This is a genomic window from Bacteroides congonensis, assembly GCF_900130125.1.
Lineage (GTDB): Bacteria > Bacteroidota > Bacteroidia > Bacteroidales > Bacteroidaceae > Bacteroides > Bacteroides congonensis.
In genome coordinates, this window is record NZ_FQXY01000011.1 from 1,403,846 (window position 1) to 1,420,398 (window position 16,553).

Consider the following 16,553-nt stretch of genomic DNA (forward strand, 5'->3'; position numbering starts at 1 on the left):
GGAATAAAAGCATAGTTTCGGACAAATAAAAACAGTCTTTGCCGATCGGATTAGGTAAATAAATCTCTATCTTCGTATTTAATAGGTATTAAACCTAAAAAAGATAATTGAAGTATGAGACGAATTTTACTGGGACTGTGTTTTCTATCCTTTCTGAACAGTGCATCCGGACAAGAGATTCCCTTGCCGGAAAAGATGCCGCAGGCGCATCCGCGGGTGCTGACTACTCCGGCGGGGAAGCAGGAAACATGGAAGCTGATTAAAAAAGAAGAATGGGCGAAAGATGTTTTCAATAAGTTGAAGGAACGGACGGAAGTTTATACGAACCTGACGGATGCTCAACCGTCCTGGTTGCTGTCCCGCCTGGCGATGTATTGGAAGTCTCATGCCACGGAAGTATATGTAAAAGGTGAAACGTTCGACCATGCGGGCGGCGGGAAAGCTCCTTATCCTACGGTGCGCTATACGGGAACGCGTGGAACGGCTGCCACTCACGGTCGTCCCAAGTTGGCGGATGTCGTGCCTTATGATGATGACGAGAGCGGGAACGTCACTTTCTGTAATAATGCCCTTCCCAATCGTCCGATGGAGAGTGTGCACCCGTCCAAGACCGGGCGGAATATCGAAAGCCTGAACTGCGAAATCCTGGGAATTGCCCGTGACGCCGCTTTCCTCTATTGGATGACGGACGAAGAGAAGTTCGCCAAACTTGCCGCAGGTGTATTTGATACGTATATGACGGGTATTTATTACAGAAATGTGCCCGTTGACCTGAACCACGGTCATCAGCAGACCTTGGTAGGATTGACTTCTTTCGAGGTAATCCATGAAGATGCACTTCATATCGCTGTCCCTTTGTATGATTTTCTGTATAATTATCTCAAGGCTAATTACCCGGACAAGATGGAAATCTATGCGGGAGCCTTCAAGAAATGGGCGGATAATATCATTGCGAACGGTGTGCCCCACAACAACTGGGATTTGTTGCAAGCACGTTTCATTATGAATGTAGGCCTGGTTTTGGAAGACAATAAGGAATATGCCGACGGGAAAGGATGCGAATATTATATCGACTATGTGATGAACCGTTCCAGCATTCGCCAGTGGAGTCTGACACGTCTTGCGGATTATGGCTTTGATTCCAATACGGGGATTTGGGCGGAATGTCCGGGATATAGCAGTGTGGTAATCAATGATTATGCCAATTTCGTGAACCAGTTTGATACGAATTTGCAATATGATTTGGTGAAAGCGATGCCTGTATTGTCGAAAGCGGTGGCGACCACTCCCCAATACCTGTTTCCTAACCGTATGATTTGTGGCTTTGGGGATACGCATCCGGGATATTTGAGTACGAACTTCTTCATCCGTATGATACAGAACGCGCAGGCAAACGGGAAGAAAGAGCAGGAAAACTATTTCACCGCTTTGCTGAAATGCTTGCATCCGGATTTTGGAAATGATAAGGCGGAAAAGAAGAATGTGCGGGTATCTGTCAATTCGTTCTTTGAAGACAAGCCGCTGACGCTAAATCCGAAAGTGCAGCCGGGAAAGATAGAAGACTATGTTTCTCCTTTATTTTATGCTCCCAATGTGTCATGGCTGGTACAGCGCAACGGTATGCATCCGCGCAACAGCTTGATGATTTCGTTGAATGGTAGTGAAGGTAATCATATGCATGCCAACGGTATTTCAATGGAGCTTTACGGAAAAGGATATGTGCTTGGCCCGGATGCGGGCATCGGGCTTTTCCTGTATAGCGGACTGGATTATGCGGAATATTATTCTCAATTCCCCAGTCATAATACGGTTTGTGTGGACGGAGTATCAAGCTATCCGGTGATGAAAAGTAATCATTCTTTTGATTTGCTTTCTTGTTTTCCGGCATCGGCGGAACCGGGCAAAGAGTTTACGTCCGTCACTTACAGCAACCTTTATTTCCGTGAACCGGAAAGCAGGGCAGACCAGACCCGTATGATGAGTATTGTCACCACCGGTGCGGAGACGGGATATTATGTCGATGTATTCCGCAGCCGGAAGGAAAAAGGGGGAGATAAAATGCACGATTATTTCTATCATAACCTCGGACAGTCTTTGACATTGACGGCGGCAGATGGTACTGACTTGAATTTGCAACCCACGGAAGAACTGGCTTTTGCCGGTGCGCATCTTTATGCTTATTCCTATTTATATGATAAGAAAATGGCTGCCACCGACAAGGATGTCAAGGCGACTTTCACCATAAATATGAAGGATAAAGGCAGCGATGATATATATATGAATCTTTGGATGAAAGGTGAACCGGAACGCGAAGTCTTCACGGCTTTAGCGCCAATGACTGAAGGATTGAGCCGTACACCGAATATGCCTTATAATATAAAGGAGCAACCGACGCTGACTTTTGTTGCCCGGCAGTATGGGGAAGCTTGGAATCGTCCTTTTGTTTCTATCTATGAACCGAGCACGAAGAATGAGCCGTCCGCTATTCAATCCGTCTCTTACTTTGATGCGGAAGAAACAGGTTTGAAAGACTTTGCCGGAATCTGCGTGAAAAGCAAAAACGGGCGTGTAGACCATATATTCTCTCTGTCCGACGCAGTTCATACTGCTACTTATCAAGGAATGAAAGTGAAGGCGGACTATGCAGTTATCAGCAATGAATATGCAGGAAACCGGACGTTATTCTTGGGGAACGGAACGCAATTGGTTGCGTCCGGAATAATGATTCAGACTGACAGTGCCGCTAACGTGTTACTCGAGAAGAAAGAAGGAAAATGGTATATTATTTCTTCTGCTCCCTGCACGGTCGTTATCAATGGCAAAAAGGTGAAATCCGGTGTTGAGCCGAAACTTACATTGCTGCGTATCTGATGTTTCATTTATAAGAAGAGAATTTGTATATTTTATGCGCAATATGGTATATTGCGGTTTAAGATGGAGAAATGTTGCAATAAAAAACAAAAAAAGCGTATTTAAACGTTTTTAATGCTATATTTTTTCTATTTTTGCGGCTTCTTGTCCAAGTTGTATATAATATGGACAAGAAGCCCTTTTTGTGGGTGAATATTTTAGTGGGAAATATTTAGTGGGAAATAAATTATGGTATATGTGATGAGAAATGGTCGCAGGGCATTAGCTGCGTTATCATTTCTACTAGTATGTTGTGGCGTACATGTGCACGCGCAGCGGGTAGCTGTAAAGACAAATGCGTTGGGTTGGCTCACTGCCAGTCCGAATGTAGAAGCAGAGTTTGTATTGGGTAGTCACGTCTCCCTGAATATGGGGATTGCTGCGAATCCAATCAGTAAAGACAACTTTAAAACGACTTTCACGCATTTTCAGCCTGAAGTTCGTTACTGGCTAAATCGTCCGATGGTGAGCCATTTTCTTGGGGTCACCGCTTTCGTGAATAATTTTAATATGATGGTGAAGGATGTGCATCACAAAGGCGATGCATACGCCGCCGGGTTGACCTATGGGTATGCATGGGTACTAGGTAACCATTGGAACATCGAAGCAACTGCCGGAGTGGGCGTGTTGCGCTACCGTCAGTTCAAGTATGATAAGGGTACTCCGAAACCGGGTGCGGTTAACGATAGTAAGACCACCATTGCACCTGTCAAACTGGGGGTATCCTTTGTTTATATTATTCGATAACGAACATTAGCTAGTCAGAAAAGAGAATGAAAATCAATTTGAAACGTGATAGATTAATAGGTGTGCTTCTCATGGCGATGATGTTGGTCGGCATGGACGCATCTGCCCAACGTATCCGTGTGCAAGGACATATCACAAACCCGCAGGGAAAAAGTGTTCCGAATGTAAATGTGCTCAATCCTGTCAATGACGAACGTATCGAAATGTCCGATGAGGATGGTCGTTACAGTGTATTGGTGGAGAAGAACGGAGCGTTGAAGTTTACATGTGTCGGTTATGAGGACAAGACGGTGAAGGTGGCAGGAAAACAGATTCTTGATGTTGTGCTGAAAGATGCTGTCATCGAACTGGATGAAGTGACGATTACTTCCAAGGTAAAAGATAAAGTGATTCCGGAGCCGACGGACATCGAAATCAAAGGTAATTATTTCCATCTGAAAACCCGTGTCCCGGTGCCTAAGGAAATGTTTAACTCGCATCGCCGGTTGGTATTGCAGCCTTCCATTTATGATGTGACACTCAAAAAACGCCTGTTGATGCGTCCAGTGGTATTCGACGGTGGTACTTACAATACGACGCAAAACCGGATGTATGATTATGATTTGGATAAAGACCCTTTGCATGAATATATTCAGGTGAAAACGACTTCTTCACGCAAGGGAGATGTTATTGCTTACCATGATTCTATTTACATAGAGTACTTGCAACATGACTATCGTGCGGACGTGCATCTTGCAATGGAGAACTACCGGAATATCATTTATCGTGATTCTTTCTCTATCGCACGCGGAACTGTCAACCCGCTGCGTTTTCTGGAATATAAATTCTCCGCTTTCAATCTGACCGATGAGAAGTATCTCCCGAAACCTGTCATGCAGCTACGGGATACGAAAGGCGAAGTGAATCTGACATTCCTTGTGGGGAAAGCGGATTTGGATGACAAGAACCCTCAAAATCAGGTGGAACTGAACCGTTTGAATCAGGAATTGCGTGCTATTGAAACGAATCCGGATGCTTCTTTGAAGAGTTTCCATATCACGGGTGTGGCTTCACCGGATGGTTCATACGAGAGAAACTTGCAACTGGCAAAACTGCGTACGAACAAGGCTTTGGAACGTATCCTTTCACAACTTGACCCGGAAACGCGCAAGCTGCTGGAAGTGAAATCGGATGCGGCGGTAGCTTCCTGGAAAGAAGTGGCGGAATTGCTGAAAAAAGACGCTAAACCGGAAATTGCCAAGGAAGTGGAGACTTTAATCAAGCAATACGAATCTGTTCCTTACCGCTTGAATAACGCATTGAAGTCGAAACCTTTCTACAAGGAAATTGCTGCTATTTATCTGCCTAAACTGAGAAAAGTGCAATATACGTACGGCTATTCAATCTTCCGTACCCTGACTGACGACGAGATCAGAGGGCTTTACAACAGGAATCCGAAGGAGCTGACCCGTTTCGAATATTATCGCATGATTACGATGGCGAAAACTCCCGATGAAAGGGAGAAGTATTGCAGGGAAGCCCTTGAACTTTACGGCAACTTTACGTATGCAGCCAATGAACTGGCAGTGGCTACGATACAGAAAGATATGCCGGATTCGCGTATCCTCGAACCGTTTGTCAGCAAATCCGCGCCGGTAGAGTTATTGTCCAACCAGGCTATTGCCTTGTTGCACGAAGGGAAATATACAAAGGCGGATTCTGTCTTGACATTGGTTCCTGAAGGAACTGTTTCTGAAGATTTGCAGGCAATCGTACAGGCTTTGGCAGGTTACCATAAAGATGCTTTCGAAAAGGTAGCGGCTACCAGTCCTTTCAATGAGGTGGTAATGTTGTTGGCTATGAAGAGAAACGAAGAGGCATGGGAAAAGATTTCTGCCATGAATGTAACAACAGCCCGCGAATATTATGTGAAAGCGATTGCTGCCAATCGTCTGGAGAAAGTGGGTGATGCTATTATGAGTATCGAGAAAGCCCTTGAACTAGACCCATCCTTACTGGAAACAGCAAGAGTGGACGGTGATATTATTGACTTGCTGCCGGAAGAGCAGAAACTTAAATAATGATAATACAGAGTAAACGATGAATATCCTCAGAATCAAAAATAAATATGTGGCGGTGGCAATCTTCCTGATGCTTGCTGTCACCTTACAGGCACAGGAGTATGGTGCATTGCAATATATGTTGCAGAAACGGCCTGCGAATGAGAAGTTTGAGAGCAATAAATTCAATGAACATCTCTTTTTCTCTGCCGGAATAGGCCCGTATAGCCTGCTATCTGATAAAGCGGGTCAAGACGGGATGGGAATGACCGCCCATCTTTTTATGGGAAAATGGATTACTCCTGTTCACGGACTCCGGATAGGAGTGAATGTGGGTTATCTGCCGTCGAATATCTACGATTCTAAAATAAAAATGGGTGGCGGTAGCCTGGACTATTTGTTGAATATGTCTTCCCTGGCATACGGATACAATGCAAACCGACGTTTTGAGTTGTTTGGAATTGCCGGTATAGAAGCCGGTTATTCCAAGGTCGGCGACAATAGCGAACGTTCTGTCGATTATCCGAATTTGAAAGGGGGCGGTGAATTCTATTACGGCGCTCATCTCGGTTTACAGGGAAATGTGCGGCTTTCCCGTACATTGGACTTATTTGTAGAGCCGAGAATCGGATGGTATAATGACGGTTTTGCGCATACGGAAAGTTGGAGAAATTATAAAATGGGCGGTTCGGTTCTGGTTGGTCTGACGTATATGCCTGCTGCTCCGATGGGGACTAAGATTCATTTCGATGATTTCGATAATAGCTCGTTCCTGAATCATATGTTTATCTCCTTATCCGGCGGTATCAGTACGCTGAAAGTTTCGGGAATCAAGAATACGGTTAAAGGCTTGGGCCCGCAGTTCTCTGCCGGAATCGGTAAGTGGTTCAGTCCTTCTTCCGGTCTGCGTTTGTCTGGGACGTTTGGAGTTTCGGATACGCCTTCGGGCAGTGTGAGCCGTTACTTTAAACATGTTGATTTGCATGCGGACTATCTGCTGAATATCAATAATGTGCTTTGGGGATATGATGAAGAGAGAATATTCAGCCTGATTGGTATTGCCGGAGTTAACCTGGCAGGTACGAAAGGAGTGGATAAAACAGCCAAGTACGCTCCGGGAATAGGAGTGGGCGTACAGGGTAGTTTCCGTCTTAACCGTTCCGTAGATTTATTTGTAGAACCCCGCCTCAATGTTTATCATAAGAGATATGCAGGCGGACATGGATTGGGTGGCAATACAGACCAGTTCGGGGAGTTGAATTTCGGTTTGACTTATCATACGGTTGACCGTGCGGCACGTCCGGCCAACGGATTCTCAAGCAGTCATATCGCAGACAATCTGTTTATGACTTCGGGAATCGGTCTGCAAATGTTCCTGAATAAGATGAATCTTGAAAACCTCGGTTCTTTAGGCCCGCAGGCTTCTGTCTCTCTCGGTAAATGGTTCAGTGCCTATTCCGGTTTGCGACTGGTGGGTACAGGGGGATTTTTCACCAATTACGTAGTTCCCGGTGATGTTAAAGAGGGCAGACTCAGACATATCAGTGTCAGTGGCGGTCTTGATTATTTGTGGAACATTACGTCTACCATGAGCGGATACAACCCTGACCGCATCTTTGATTTAATAGGTTCGGTAGGTGTCAATCTGGCTTATACATCCAATTCAAACCATAATTTCCAACCGGGTGTCAATGCGGGCATACAAGGATTATGGCATGTGAATGATTTTCTCGGTCTGTATATCGAACCGCAAGTGAGGTTGTATGGCGACAAGTTTATCGAAGGAAACTTGGGCTTTATGCAGAAAGATGTGTTGGTAGGAGTCAATGCAGGTTTCCATTATCGTTTTGTTCCTTATTCAAAAGCAGCCAATCGCAGTGTGTTTGGTGAGGATGAAAAACGTTACTTCGTTTCAGGAGCGCTTGGGGTAGGTAGCTTGTTGGTTGGCAACAAGGATTTGGTGAAGAACGCAGGTGTGGAAGCGAAGGGAAGTTTCGGTAAATGGTACACTCCGCTGTCCGCATGGCGTATCAACGGAACAATACTGTATAAGTCGAAAGCACAGAATAAATTACCTTTGCATTATGCCGGTTTGGGTATGGATTATATGATGAGCCTGGCTACGTTGGCAAAAGGATACAGTCCTGACCACGTGATAGATGTCGTTCCTTTTGTGGGAGTTACTGCCGGACTGGCACGTCGCAACGGTAAGTTTCAGGCAGTGCCGGGACTGGATGCCGGTGTGCAGTTTAAACTAAGGGTAGCTTCTTCCGTCTATCTGTATGCCGAACCTAAGGTGGGTATCCGTACAGATACATATGATGGCATCGAGCAGGGAAGGCCTGACCGTGTAGCTTCTATGGTAGGCGGATTATTGTATAGGTTTAAGATGCCTACTTTCCAGTAAAAACAGATAAGAACGTTTTATAGATAGGGTTGCGCAATCATTGGTTCAGTATTGTGCAACTCTCTTTGTTTTCAAGATGCTGGGATGACAGTTTATTTTCTAAATGTCATATCAGGTTTAAATAAAGTTAAAACAAGGAATAGCAAAAGGTATTTTGTACTAGCTTTACGTAGACGATTAAAAAGCATGATAATCGTCATATATTTGTAGTATGAAAACACGTTGTATCCTGTTCATTCTTTTATCCATATTATATTCTGCAAAACTGAAAGCAGAAGCTCCATCCTATGTATTTCGTCATATAGGGATAGCCAATGGCTTGCCGGACAATTATGTGAAGAGTGTGTTTTGTTTGCCGGACGGACGTTTGGGGGTAAGAACAACTGTCCTGTTCAATTTATATGATGGAAGCCAGTTCGTTAGCTTTCCTTATAATTCTCGTAGTTGGTATCCCATAACGTACAATCATGTTATTCCTGAGCAATACATTGATGCCCATAATCGTTTGTGGATGAAAGAGCGGGGCGGACTTCGGGTCTTTGATTTGACAATGGAACAATACATTGCGAATGTCGATTCTTTGTTACAGGATTTAGGAATGACAGAGAAAATATCCGATATGTTTATTGATTCGGAACGTCGTTATTGGTTTGTTACTTCCGGGAACTCCGTTTATATGTATGATGAAGCATTTAAAACATTGGAACAGGTATGTGCTAATGATGAATTCGTAGAATATTACGGCACCCTTTTGAATGTAGAGAGCCAGGGAAAGTACGCATGGATGATTCATAAGGAAGGTATTATCCGGTGTTATGATACAGATAGTAAACGTTTTGTCCGGCAGGAAAATTATCTGGAAGGAAAGCTGAAGCCGGAAGACCATGTTGTGCTGCACATGTTGGACAATGGCGATTACTGGCTGATATGGGATCGTGGAGTTGGCTATTATAATTCACAAAGTAAAAAATGGCTGGAAGCTTTTACGATTCCTCAGGATAATTACTCTCTGTTCACCTCTATGGATGTGGATCATGAAGGGAATGCGTGGGTAGGTTCTGTATCGCGAGGGGTTTATATCATCATGCGTCATAATTTGGCTGTTACGCAGATGACGGACATACCTTTGCAGACAGGTGAAACGATTCATAATGATATTCATAGCCTATGCTTCGATTCGCGGAATGGGAGTATGTGGATCGGCTTTTTTAGCCAGGGACTATGCTATTATCATCCGAGCATGAATAAATTTCCTTTGTATAATCATCAGACTGCTTCCGGCAATTGGAAAAGTGAGAGCGTACGTGCCATGGTGGAAGATGAAAATGGGGATATTTTATTAGGTACGGGCAAAGGGCTTCATCGGTATAATCCCCGTACGCGGAAAGTGGATATCCCGTATAAAGACTTGGATTCACAGATATGCAGGGTATTGTATAAAGATAGTCATAAGCGTATTTGGGTAGGGACTTTCCATGATAACCTATACTGTATCGAGCAGGGAAAAGTCCGAAAATATTCTCCATATTTAGATATGGGTTATCAGCAGGATCCGGATTTCAGTAATATCCGTGCCATTGTTGAAGATAAAAAAGGTAAATTGTGGATTAGCATTTATGGTGGTGTAGGCAACTTGGATCCCAACACTGGAGAAATCACCTTATTATCCGAAAGGCACCCGGAACTTAAAAAGTATAAGATAGCGAATACCTTGGCTCTGGACAATGAAGGCAGATTGATTGTGGGAGCAGATAACGGACTCTATTTTTACCATCCGGAAACAGATACCGTATGGATTCCTGAACGTGATGCTCCCTCTGACAAGCTCTATATTCATGATAGTAACAAGTATAATAGTATATTGAATGACAGCCGGGGATTACTGTGGTTCGGTACGCAATATGGTTTGAATATTGTAACTCCGGAACAACGCTTATATACTCTTCAAAAAGAAGACGGGCTATCTAATGCTACTATCCAAAGTATTCAGGAAGATAATAACCATGATATATGGATTGCTACCATTAACTCTATTTGCAAGATTGAAGTTGGCAATCAAGGAGACGGTTACACTTTTCATGTCATTTCTTTTGCTTCGGAAGCCGGTTGGCAATTAGATGACTTATATGATTTTTGTTCGTTGAAGGCGACGGACGGGAAGATATATTTTGGGCGAGTGAATGGGTTCAATGCTTTCACGCCGGAGAATGTCTCTTTCGATAAATCAGTAAACCGCCCTATTTTTACTTCTTTGCGATTGTTTAATACCCCTGTCCTTCCCGCTACAGAATATAATGGAAGGATTTTGTTTGACAAAGCTATTAATTACGTGCAAGATATCGAACTGGATTATGATGAGAATTTTATCACGCTGGATTTCTCTGGTTTGAATTTTACCCACCCGTCGCATACTTTTTTCCGTTATCAATTGCAAGGCTTTGATAAGGAATGGATGGAGATGCTTTCCGATAATGGGGAAGGGCGTGCAACATATAATAATCTTCCACCCGGAAGATACGTATTTAAAGTCTCTACGTCAGGCAATGATAAAGCATGGGGACCGGAAGCACAATTCTCTTTTGTGATTCATCCGCCTTTTTGGGATACCTTGGCGGCACGCATTATTTATTTTATCCTGTTCTGCGTCCTGGTCTATGTTTTTATATTGTTTATGAACAGAAGGAACCATCGAAAGCTGGTCCGTATGCAACGGGAAGAGGTTCAACGGCAGAAAGAGGAACTGGATCAGATGAAATTTCGTTTCTTTACGAATATCAGCCACGAGTTACGAACACCTCTGACATTGATTATTACTCCATTGGACATGTTGAAACGTAAGATAAGCGATGAATCTGTCAAGGAACAACTGAACAGCATTTACCGGAATGCACAGGAACTGCTGACTTTGGTGAATCAGTTGCTTGATTTCCGCAAACTGGAGATGAAAGGGGAAAAGTTGCATTTGATGAATGGTGATATGGAAGAATTTGTGATTTCCATATCCGGCAGTTTCCTTCCCGTGGCGGCAGATAGACATTTTGATTTTACTTGCAGGACACTTCACCGGGCTTTATATATGTATTTCGACCGGGACAAGGTTCATAAGATAATCAATAACCTTCTGTCGAATGCTTTTAAGTTTACACCGGACGGTGGAAAAATTACGCTTTCGCTGGCTACGGAAGAAAAGTCCGGGAAGCAATACACCGTGATTACTGTTGCCGATACGGGAATAGGGATATCCGAGGCGGAACTACCCTTTATTTTTAATCGCTTTTATCAAGTGAAAAGCCACCGGAATGAAGAAAAGACAGGTAGCGGTATCGGTCTTCATCTGATTAAGGAATATGTAGAATTGCATGGAGGTGAAGTGGTGGTGGAAAGTCATCCGGGGCAGGGGTCGTCATTCAGTGTCTATTTACCGATGGACTTGAAACCGGAAGGAGAAATGCTTATGGACGAATCATTGGAAGATGAGGTTGGAATACAATCGGACGGTTCTTCTCCGGTAGTGGCAGATAATCGGAAGAAATTGCTGCTGGTGGAAGATAATAAAGAATTCCGCACTTTCCTGAAAGAGCAATTAGCAGAGTTTTATCTAGTGGCAGAAGCTGCCGATGGAGAAGAAGGCGAGCGGAAAGCGATAGAAGAAAATCCGGATTTGATAATCAGTGACATTATGATGCCGAAAGTAGATGGAATCGAACTTTGCCGGCAAATCAAGACGAATGTGCAGACTTCTCATATCCCTGTGATTCTGCTGACGGCACGAACGGCGGACGATGTGAAAATCAATAGTTACGAGGTAGGGGCTGATTCTTATATGTCCAAGCCATTTAACTTTGATATGTTGATGGTGCGTGTAGAGAAACTGATAGAGCAGCAGGAGAAAAGGAAGCAAGAATTTAGTAGGAATATAGAAGTCAATCCAGGTTCGATCACTATCACATCTGTCGATGAGCAACTGATACAGAAAGCTTTGGAGTGTATCGAGAAAAATATGGATAATACGGAGTATGCAGTCGAAGAACTGAGCCGGGACTTGGGAATGACCCGTATGAATCTGTACCGTAAACTGCAATCTATTACGGGAAATACTCCGTCCGATTTTATAAAGAGTATCCGTTTGAAGCGTGCCGCCCAGTTGCTTCAAGGCAGTCAGCTGACCATGGTAGAAGTGGCGGACCGTGTCGGATTTAGTTCGGCGAGTTACTTTACCAAATGCTTTAAAGAGATGTTCGGAGTACTTCCTACTCAATATGCAGAGAACTACAAAGCGGAAGAAAAATAAGAAACAGTAAAAAGTTTCAGTCTGGGATAGGCAAATCTCCTTTATTGTTCGTAGTAGACAGCAAAGGAGATTTTTTTTTTACCAGGAATAGAAGTTTAATAAAGTTAGTACAATGAATATAGTAAGAAGATTATTAGAAAGGAGAATTTGGCTGTTGGTAGCATCTGTTGCACTTTCAACAGCCGTAAATGCGCAGGTAGTGACCTACCCGGAAGCGTTGAACCCCGGTATGCCGCACAATGATGATTACACCGTAAAGGTTCGTGTACCGGGTGGAGAGTGGAAAGATCTGTTTGAGTATAATGTCCATGTGGATATGGACAATATACAGTCGGCCTCAATGGTGCAATTCGATATGGGAAGCTCTGTCGAAGTGATGGTGAAGAAGAATAACGGGCTGATTCAGGATGTAAAGATACGCCCGTTATCGGCAGGTGTACGGCATGCGGTCAACCGGAACACAATTCTTTTTACATTAGAGAAACCTCAATACCTGTCTGTAGAGTTTAATGGGGATCGTTTGCATAATCTTCATCTTTTTGCCAATCCGTTGGAGATTGAAACATATTCGGAAAGCAGTGATAAAGTAATGTATTTCGGACCGGGCATACACAAACCTCAGGATTTGCCGAATACGCAAATACAGATACCCTCTAATACAACTGTTTATCTGGCTCCCGGAGCTGTGGTGAAAGCCAAGCTCTTGATTGATAAAGCGGAAAATGTACGTATCATTGGTCGGGGGATTCTTGATCATCCGCTTCGCGGAGTGGAAGTCACTCACTCAAAAAATATCCTGATAGATGGAATTACAATCGTAAACCCCGACCACTACACCGTGTTTGGCGGTGAAGCGACCGGGCTGACTATCAAAAACCTTAAATCATTTAGCTGTAAAAGCTGGAGTGACGGCATTGACTTGATGTGCTGCAAGGACGTGTTGATAGATAATGTATTTATGCGCAACAGTGATGATTGTATTGCTATCTACGCCCACCGCTGGGTTTATTATGGCGGAAGTAAAAATATAACTTTGCAGAATTCTATTCTTTGGGCGGATATTGCCCATCCTATTAATATTGGCGGACATGGAAATCCGGACGACAATGTGGGTGAGACAGTGGAAAATATAACAGTCCGCAATGTTGATATTCTCGAACACGATGAGGACGACCCTTTGTATCAGGGCTGTATGGCGATAGACTGTGGTGATAAGAATCTGGTATGCAAAGTCCTGTTTGAGAATATCCGTGTAGAAAGTATTCAGGAAGGGAGATTATTTCATGTCAATGTCCGCTTTAACCCGAAATATGACAAGCAACCCGGGCGTGGCGTCGAAGATGTGACCTTCCGGAATATAACGTATGACGGAGCAGGTGAAAATCCGTCTTTGATAAAAGGTCTGGACGAAGACCGGTGTGTAAGGAATGTGACATTTGAGAATGTGATAATAAATGGTTCGAAGATGAAAAATATAGATGGCTTTATCACCAATGGCTGTATTAAGGATATTAAAGTAAAATAGAAATAATAGAATAGCATGATACGAAAACTAAGAATATGCATATTGCTTTCGCTCATTGTAGGTTTAGGCATTTACTCTCCTGTCTGTGCACAAGCGATAGATTCCCCCCGGCAAACGTTGAATTTTAACCGGGAGTGGAAATACGCGCAGGGTGATTATCCGGGTGCGGAGCAGGCAATCTATGCTGATAAGGACTGGGAGACAGTAGGCATACCTCACTCTTTTAGTATTCCTTATTTTATGTCGAAAGATTTCTATGTAGGCTACGGATGGTATCGCAAATCCTTCACCTTGTCTGCCGGAGAATTGAAAAAGAAGTTGTTTTTGGAATTTGACGGCGTGTTTCAGGATGCGGAAATCTTTATGAACGGGAAACGGGTGGGACATCATATAGGTGGCTACACAGGCTTTTCCATTGATATATCCTCTGTCGTTCGTATAGGGAACAATATCCTTGCTGTCCGTGTCAATAACTTATGGCGCCCGGATATTGCTCCTCGTGCGGGTGAACATGTGTTTAGTGGTGGCATTTATCGTAATGTACGTTTGGTGATGAAAGCACCGGCATTTCTTGACTGGTACGGAGTGCAGGTGACGACTCCTGATTTGGCGGCGAATCAAGGAAAAACATCCGTTGTAAAAGTACTGACAGATGTTTGTAATCAAAGTAAGGGAGCGGCAGACTATCAACTGGTGACTGAAGTACTGGATGCGAAAGCGAGGGTAGTGGCATCAGCAAAAAGTACAATGAACATACCTGCTAATACGAGCAGGCAATTCGAACAGCTTACCGATGCCGTAGAATCCCCCGTTTTGTGGTCGCCGGAATCTCCGGAATTATATACGGTAGTCAGTTCCTTGTATCAGGGAAAACGGCTGCTCGACCGTGAAGAAACTTCTTTTGGCTTCCGTTGGATAGAATGGACGCCCGATAAAGGATTTTTCTTGAATGGGAAGCATCTCTATCTGAGAGGAGCCAATGTGCATCAAGACCATGCCGGTTGGGGAGATGCTGTAACGGAGACGGGCATGCGGCGGGATGTAGATATGATGAAAGAAGCCGGTTTCAACTTCATCCGTGGGTCCCATTATCCGCATGCTCCGGCTTTCTCCCGTGCGTGCGACGAAGTGGGCATACTTTTCTGGTCCGAAGCTCCTTTTTGGGGGATAGGTGGTTTTAAGCCTGATGGTTATTGGAACTCCAGTGCCTATCCGGTGGATGAAAAAGACTGTGCAGGTTTTGAAGAAAGCGCTATGCAACAGTTGGCGGATATGATACGTGTTCATCGTAATCATCCTTCGATTATAGCGTGGAGTATGTGCAATGAGGCTTTCTTTTCGGCTCCCGAAGCAATGCCCGGTGTACGTCGTTTACTTCGGAAGATGGTAGATTTGAGTCGCTGTTTAGATCCTACCCGTCCTGCGGCAGTAGGAGGTGTCCAACGTCCGTTAGGGAAAGAACGCATAGACACAATTGGCGATATAGCAGGCTATAATGGTGACGGAGCCACGATTGCCGACTTCATAAATCCGGGTATTCCCAGTATGGTTTCGGAGTATGGAAGTATTACTGCCGAACGTCCGGGACCCTATTCGCCGGGATGGAGAAGCTTGCAGGAAGGCGATGCCTGGAAAGGACGGACTTGGCGTAGCGGGCAAGCTGTCTGGTGCGGATTCGATCATGGAAGCATCGCCGGAAGCCAACTGGGAAAAATGGGAATTGTAGACTATTTCCGTATTCCGAAACGTGCGTGGTACTGGTATCGCAATGAATATCGGCAGATAACACCGCCCGAATGGGCGCAAGAGGGAGTGCCTGCACAAATCAAGCTCACGGCATCTAAAACAAAAAACGTTCGTGCGGATGGTACGGATGACGCATTACTTACGGTTGCCATACTCGATGCACAAGGAAAGGAACTGAGCAACTCTCCTACGGTGACTTTGACGCTTCTTTCCGGTCCCGGGGAATTTCCTACCGGACGATCCATTACTTTCGCGGAAGGAAGTGATATTCGCATCATGGACGGAAAGGCTGCCATTGAATTTCGTTCCTTTTATTCGGGTGTGGCAGAGATTGAGGCAACGTCTCCGGGATTGAAATCCGCCCGGGTCAGCCTTACTTTTGAAGATGCTCCTATGTATGTAGAAGGAGTCACTTCCCCAGTGAAAGAACGCCCCTATGTACGTTTTGTAAAAACAAAGACAGGCGAGGATATTCAGACTTTCGGACGGAATAATCCGACTTTTGCCAGCAGTTCGGCTGTGGGACATTCAGCGGGTTATGCGGCAGACGGTGATATGAAATCCTATTGGCAGGCAGATGCGGACGACCTCAATCCCAGTTGGACATTGGATACGGAGAAAGGGCTTGCCTTACGTGAAGTACTGATCACTTTTCCTGCCGCAAAGATTTATCAATATAAGATAGAAGCGTCGGCAGATAATGTACATTGGAGTTTGCTGTCCGATAAGACAGACAACCATAGCTTGGTGAAAACAGTACAGTTTGCATTGAAAGAGAACCGAAAAGTTCGTTTTGTACGCATTACTTTCCGGAAAACTACTGACGGGCTTCCTGCTATATCAGAAGTTATCGCAAGAGGAATTGTATTAGAATAAAAAGAAATAAGG

Annotated in this window: 7 protein-coding genes; all 7 read left to right on the forward strand. The window is 44.3% G+C overall.

Annotation, left to right across the window (positions count from 1 at the left end):
• Positions 1-114 precede the first annotated feature (114 nt).
• Positions 115-2,871: an endo-acting ulvan lysase-like protein gene (locus tag BQ7997_RS23170; protein ID WP_073348217.1), complete on the forward strand. Its 2,757-nt coding sequence runs from the start codon at positions 115-117 to the stop codon at positions 2,869-2,871.
• Positions 2,872-3,111: 240 nt separating this feature from the next.
• The gene (locus BQ7997_RS23175; protein WP_073348526.1) at positions 3,112-3,657 is read left to right on the forward strand and encodes a DUF3575 domain-containing protein; all 546 of its coding nucleotides are present in this window, start codon (positions 3,112-3,114) and stop codon (positions 3,655-3,657) included.
• Positions 3,658-3,683: 26 nt separating this feature from the next.
• Entirely contained in the window at positions 3,684-5,717 is a 2,034-nt protein-coding gene (locus BQ7997_RS23180; protein ID WP_073348218.1) for a carboxypeptidase-like regulatory domain-containing protein, read from the forward strand.
• A gap of 19 nt (positions 5,718-5,736) precedes the next feature.
• Complete coding sequence (locus tag BQ7997_RS23185) at positions 5,737-8,103, forward strand: hypothetical protein (RefSeq protein ID WP_073348219.1); 2,367 nt, start codon at positions 5,737-5,739, stop codon at positions 8,101-8,103.
• 211 nt (positions 8,104-8,314) lie between these two features.
• Positions 8,315-12,394: a hybrid sensor histidine kinase/response regulator transcription factor gene (locus tag BQ7997_RS23190; RefSeq protein ID WP_073348220.1), complete on the forward strand. Its 4,080-nt coding sequence runs from the start codon at positions 8,315-8,317 to the stop codon at positions 12,392-12,394.
• Between the two features lie 112 nt (positions 12,395-12,506).
• On the forward strand, positions 12,507-13,919 hold the full coding sequence (locus tag BQ7997_RS23195) for a glycosyl hydrolase family 28 protein (RefSeq protein WP_073348221.1): 1,413 nt from the start codon (positions 12,507-12,509) through the stop codon (positions 13,917-13,919).
• A 15-nt stretch (positions 13,920-13,934) separates the two neighbouring features.
• On the forward strand, positions 13,935-16,541 hold the full coding sequence (locus BQ7997_RS23200; protein WP_073348222.1) for a glycoside hydrolase family 2 protein: 2,607 nt from the start codon (positions 13,935-13,937) through the stop codon (positions 16,539-16,541).
• The last annotated feature ends 12 nt before the right edge of the window (positions 16,542-16,553 follow it).

Coding starts and splice junctions, on each gene's coding strand:
- BQ7997_RS23170 (WP_073348217.1), top strand. CDS start 115: ATGAGACGAATTTTACTGGGACTGTGTTTTCTATCCTTTCTGAACAGT.
- BQ7997_RS23175 (WP_073348526.1), top strand. CDS start 3,112: ATGAGAAATGGTCGCAGGGCATTAGCTGCGTTATCATTTCTACTAGTA.
- BQ7997_RS23180 (WP_073348218.1), top strand. CDS start 3,684: ATGAAAATCAATTTGAAACGTGATAGATTAATAGGTGTGCTTCTCATG.
- BQ7997_RS23185 (WP_073348219.1), top strand. CDS start 5,737: ATGAATATCCTCAGAATCAAAAATAAATATGTGGCGGTGGCAATCTTC.
- BQ7997_RS23190 (WP_073348220.1), top strand. CDS start 8,315: ATGAAAACACGTTGTATCCTGTTCATTCTTTTATCCATATTATATTCT.
- BQ7997_RS23195 (WP_073348221.1), top strand. CDS start 12,507: ATGAATATAGTAAGAAGATTATTAGAAAGGAGAATTTGGCTGTTGGTA.
- BQ7997_RS23200 (WP_073348222.1), top strand. CDS start 13,935: ATGATACGAAAACTAAGAATATGCATATTGCTTTCGCTCATTGTAGGT.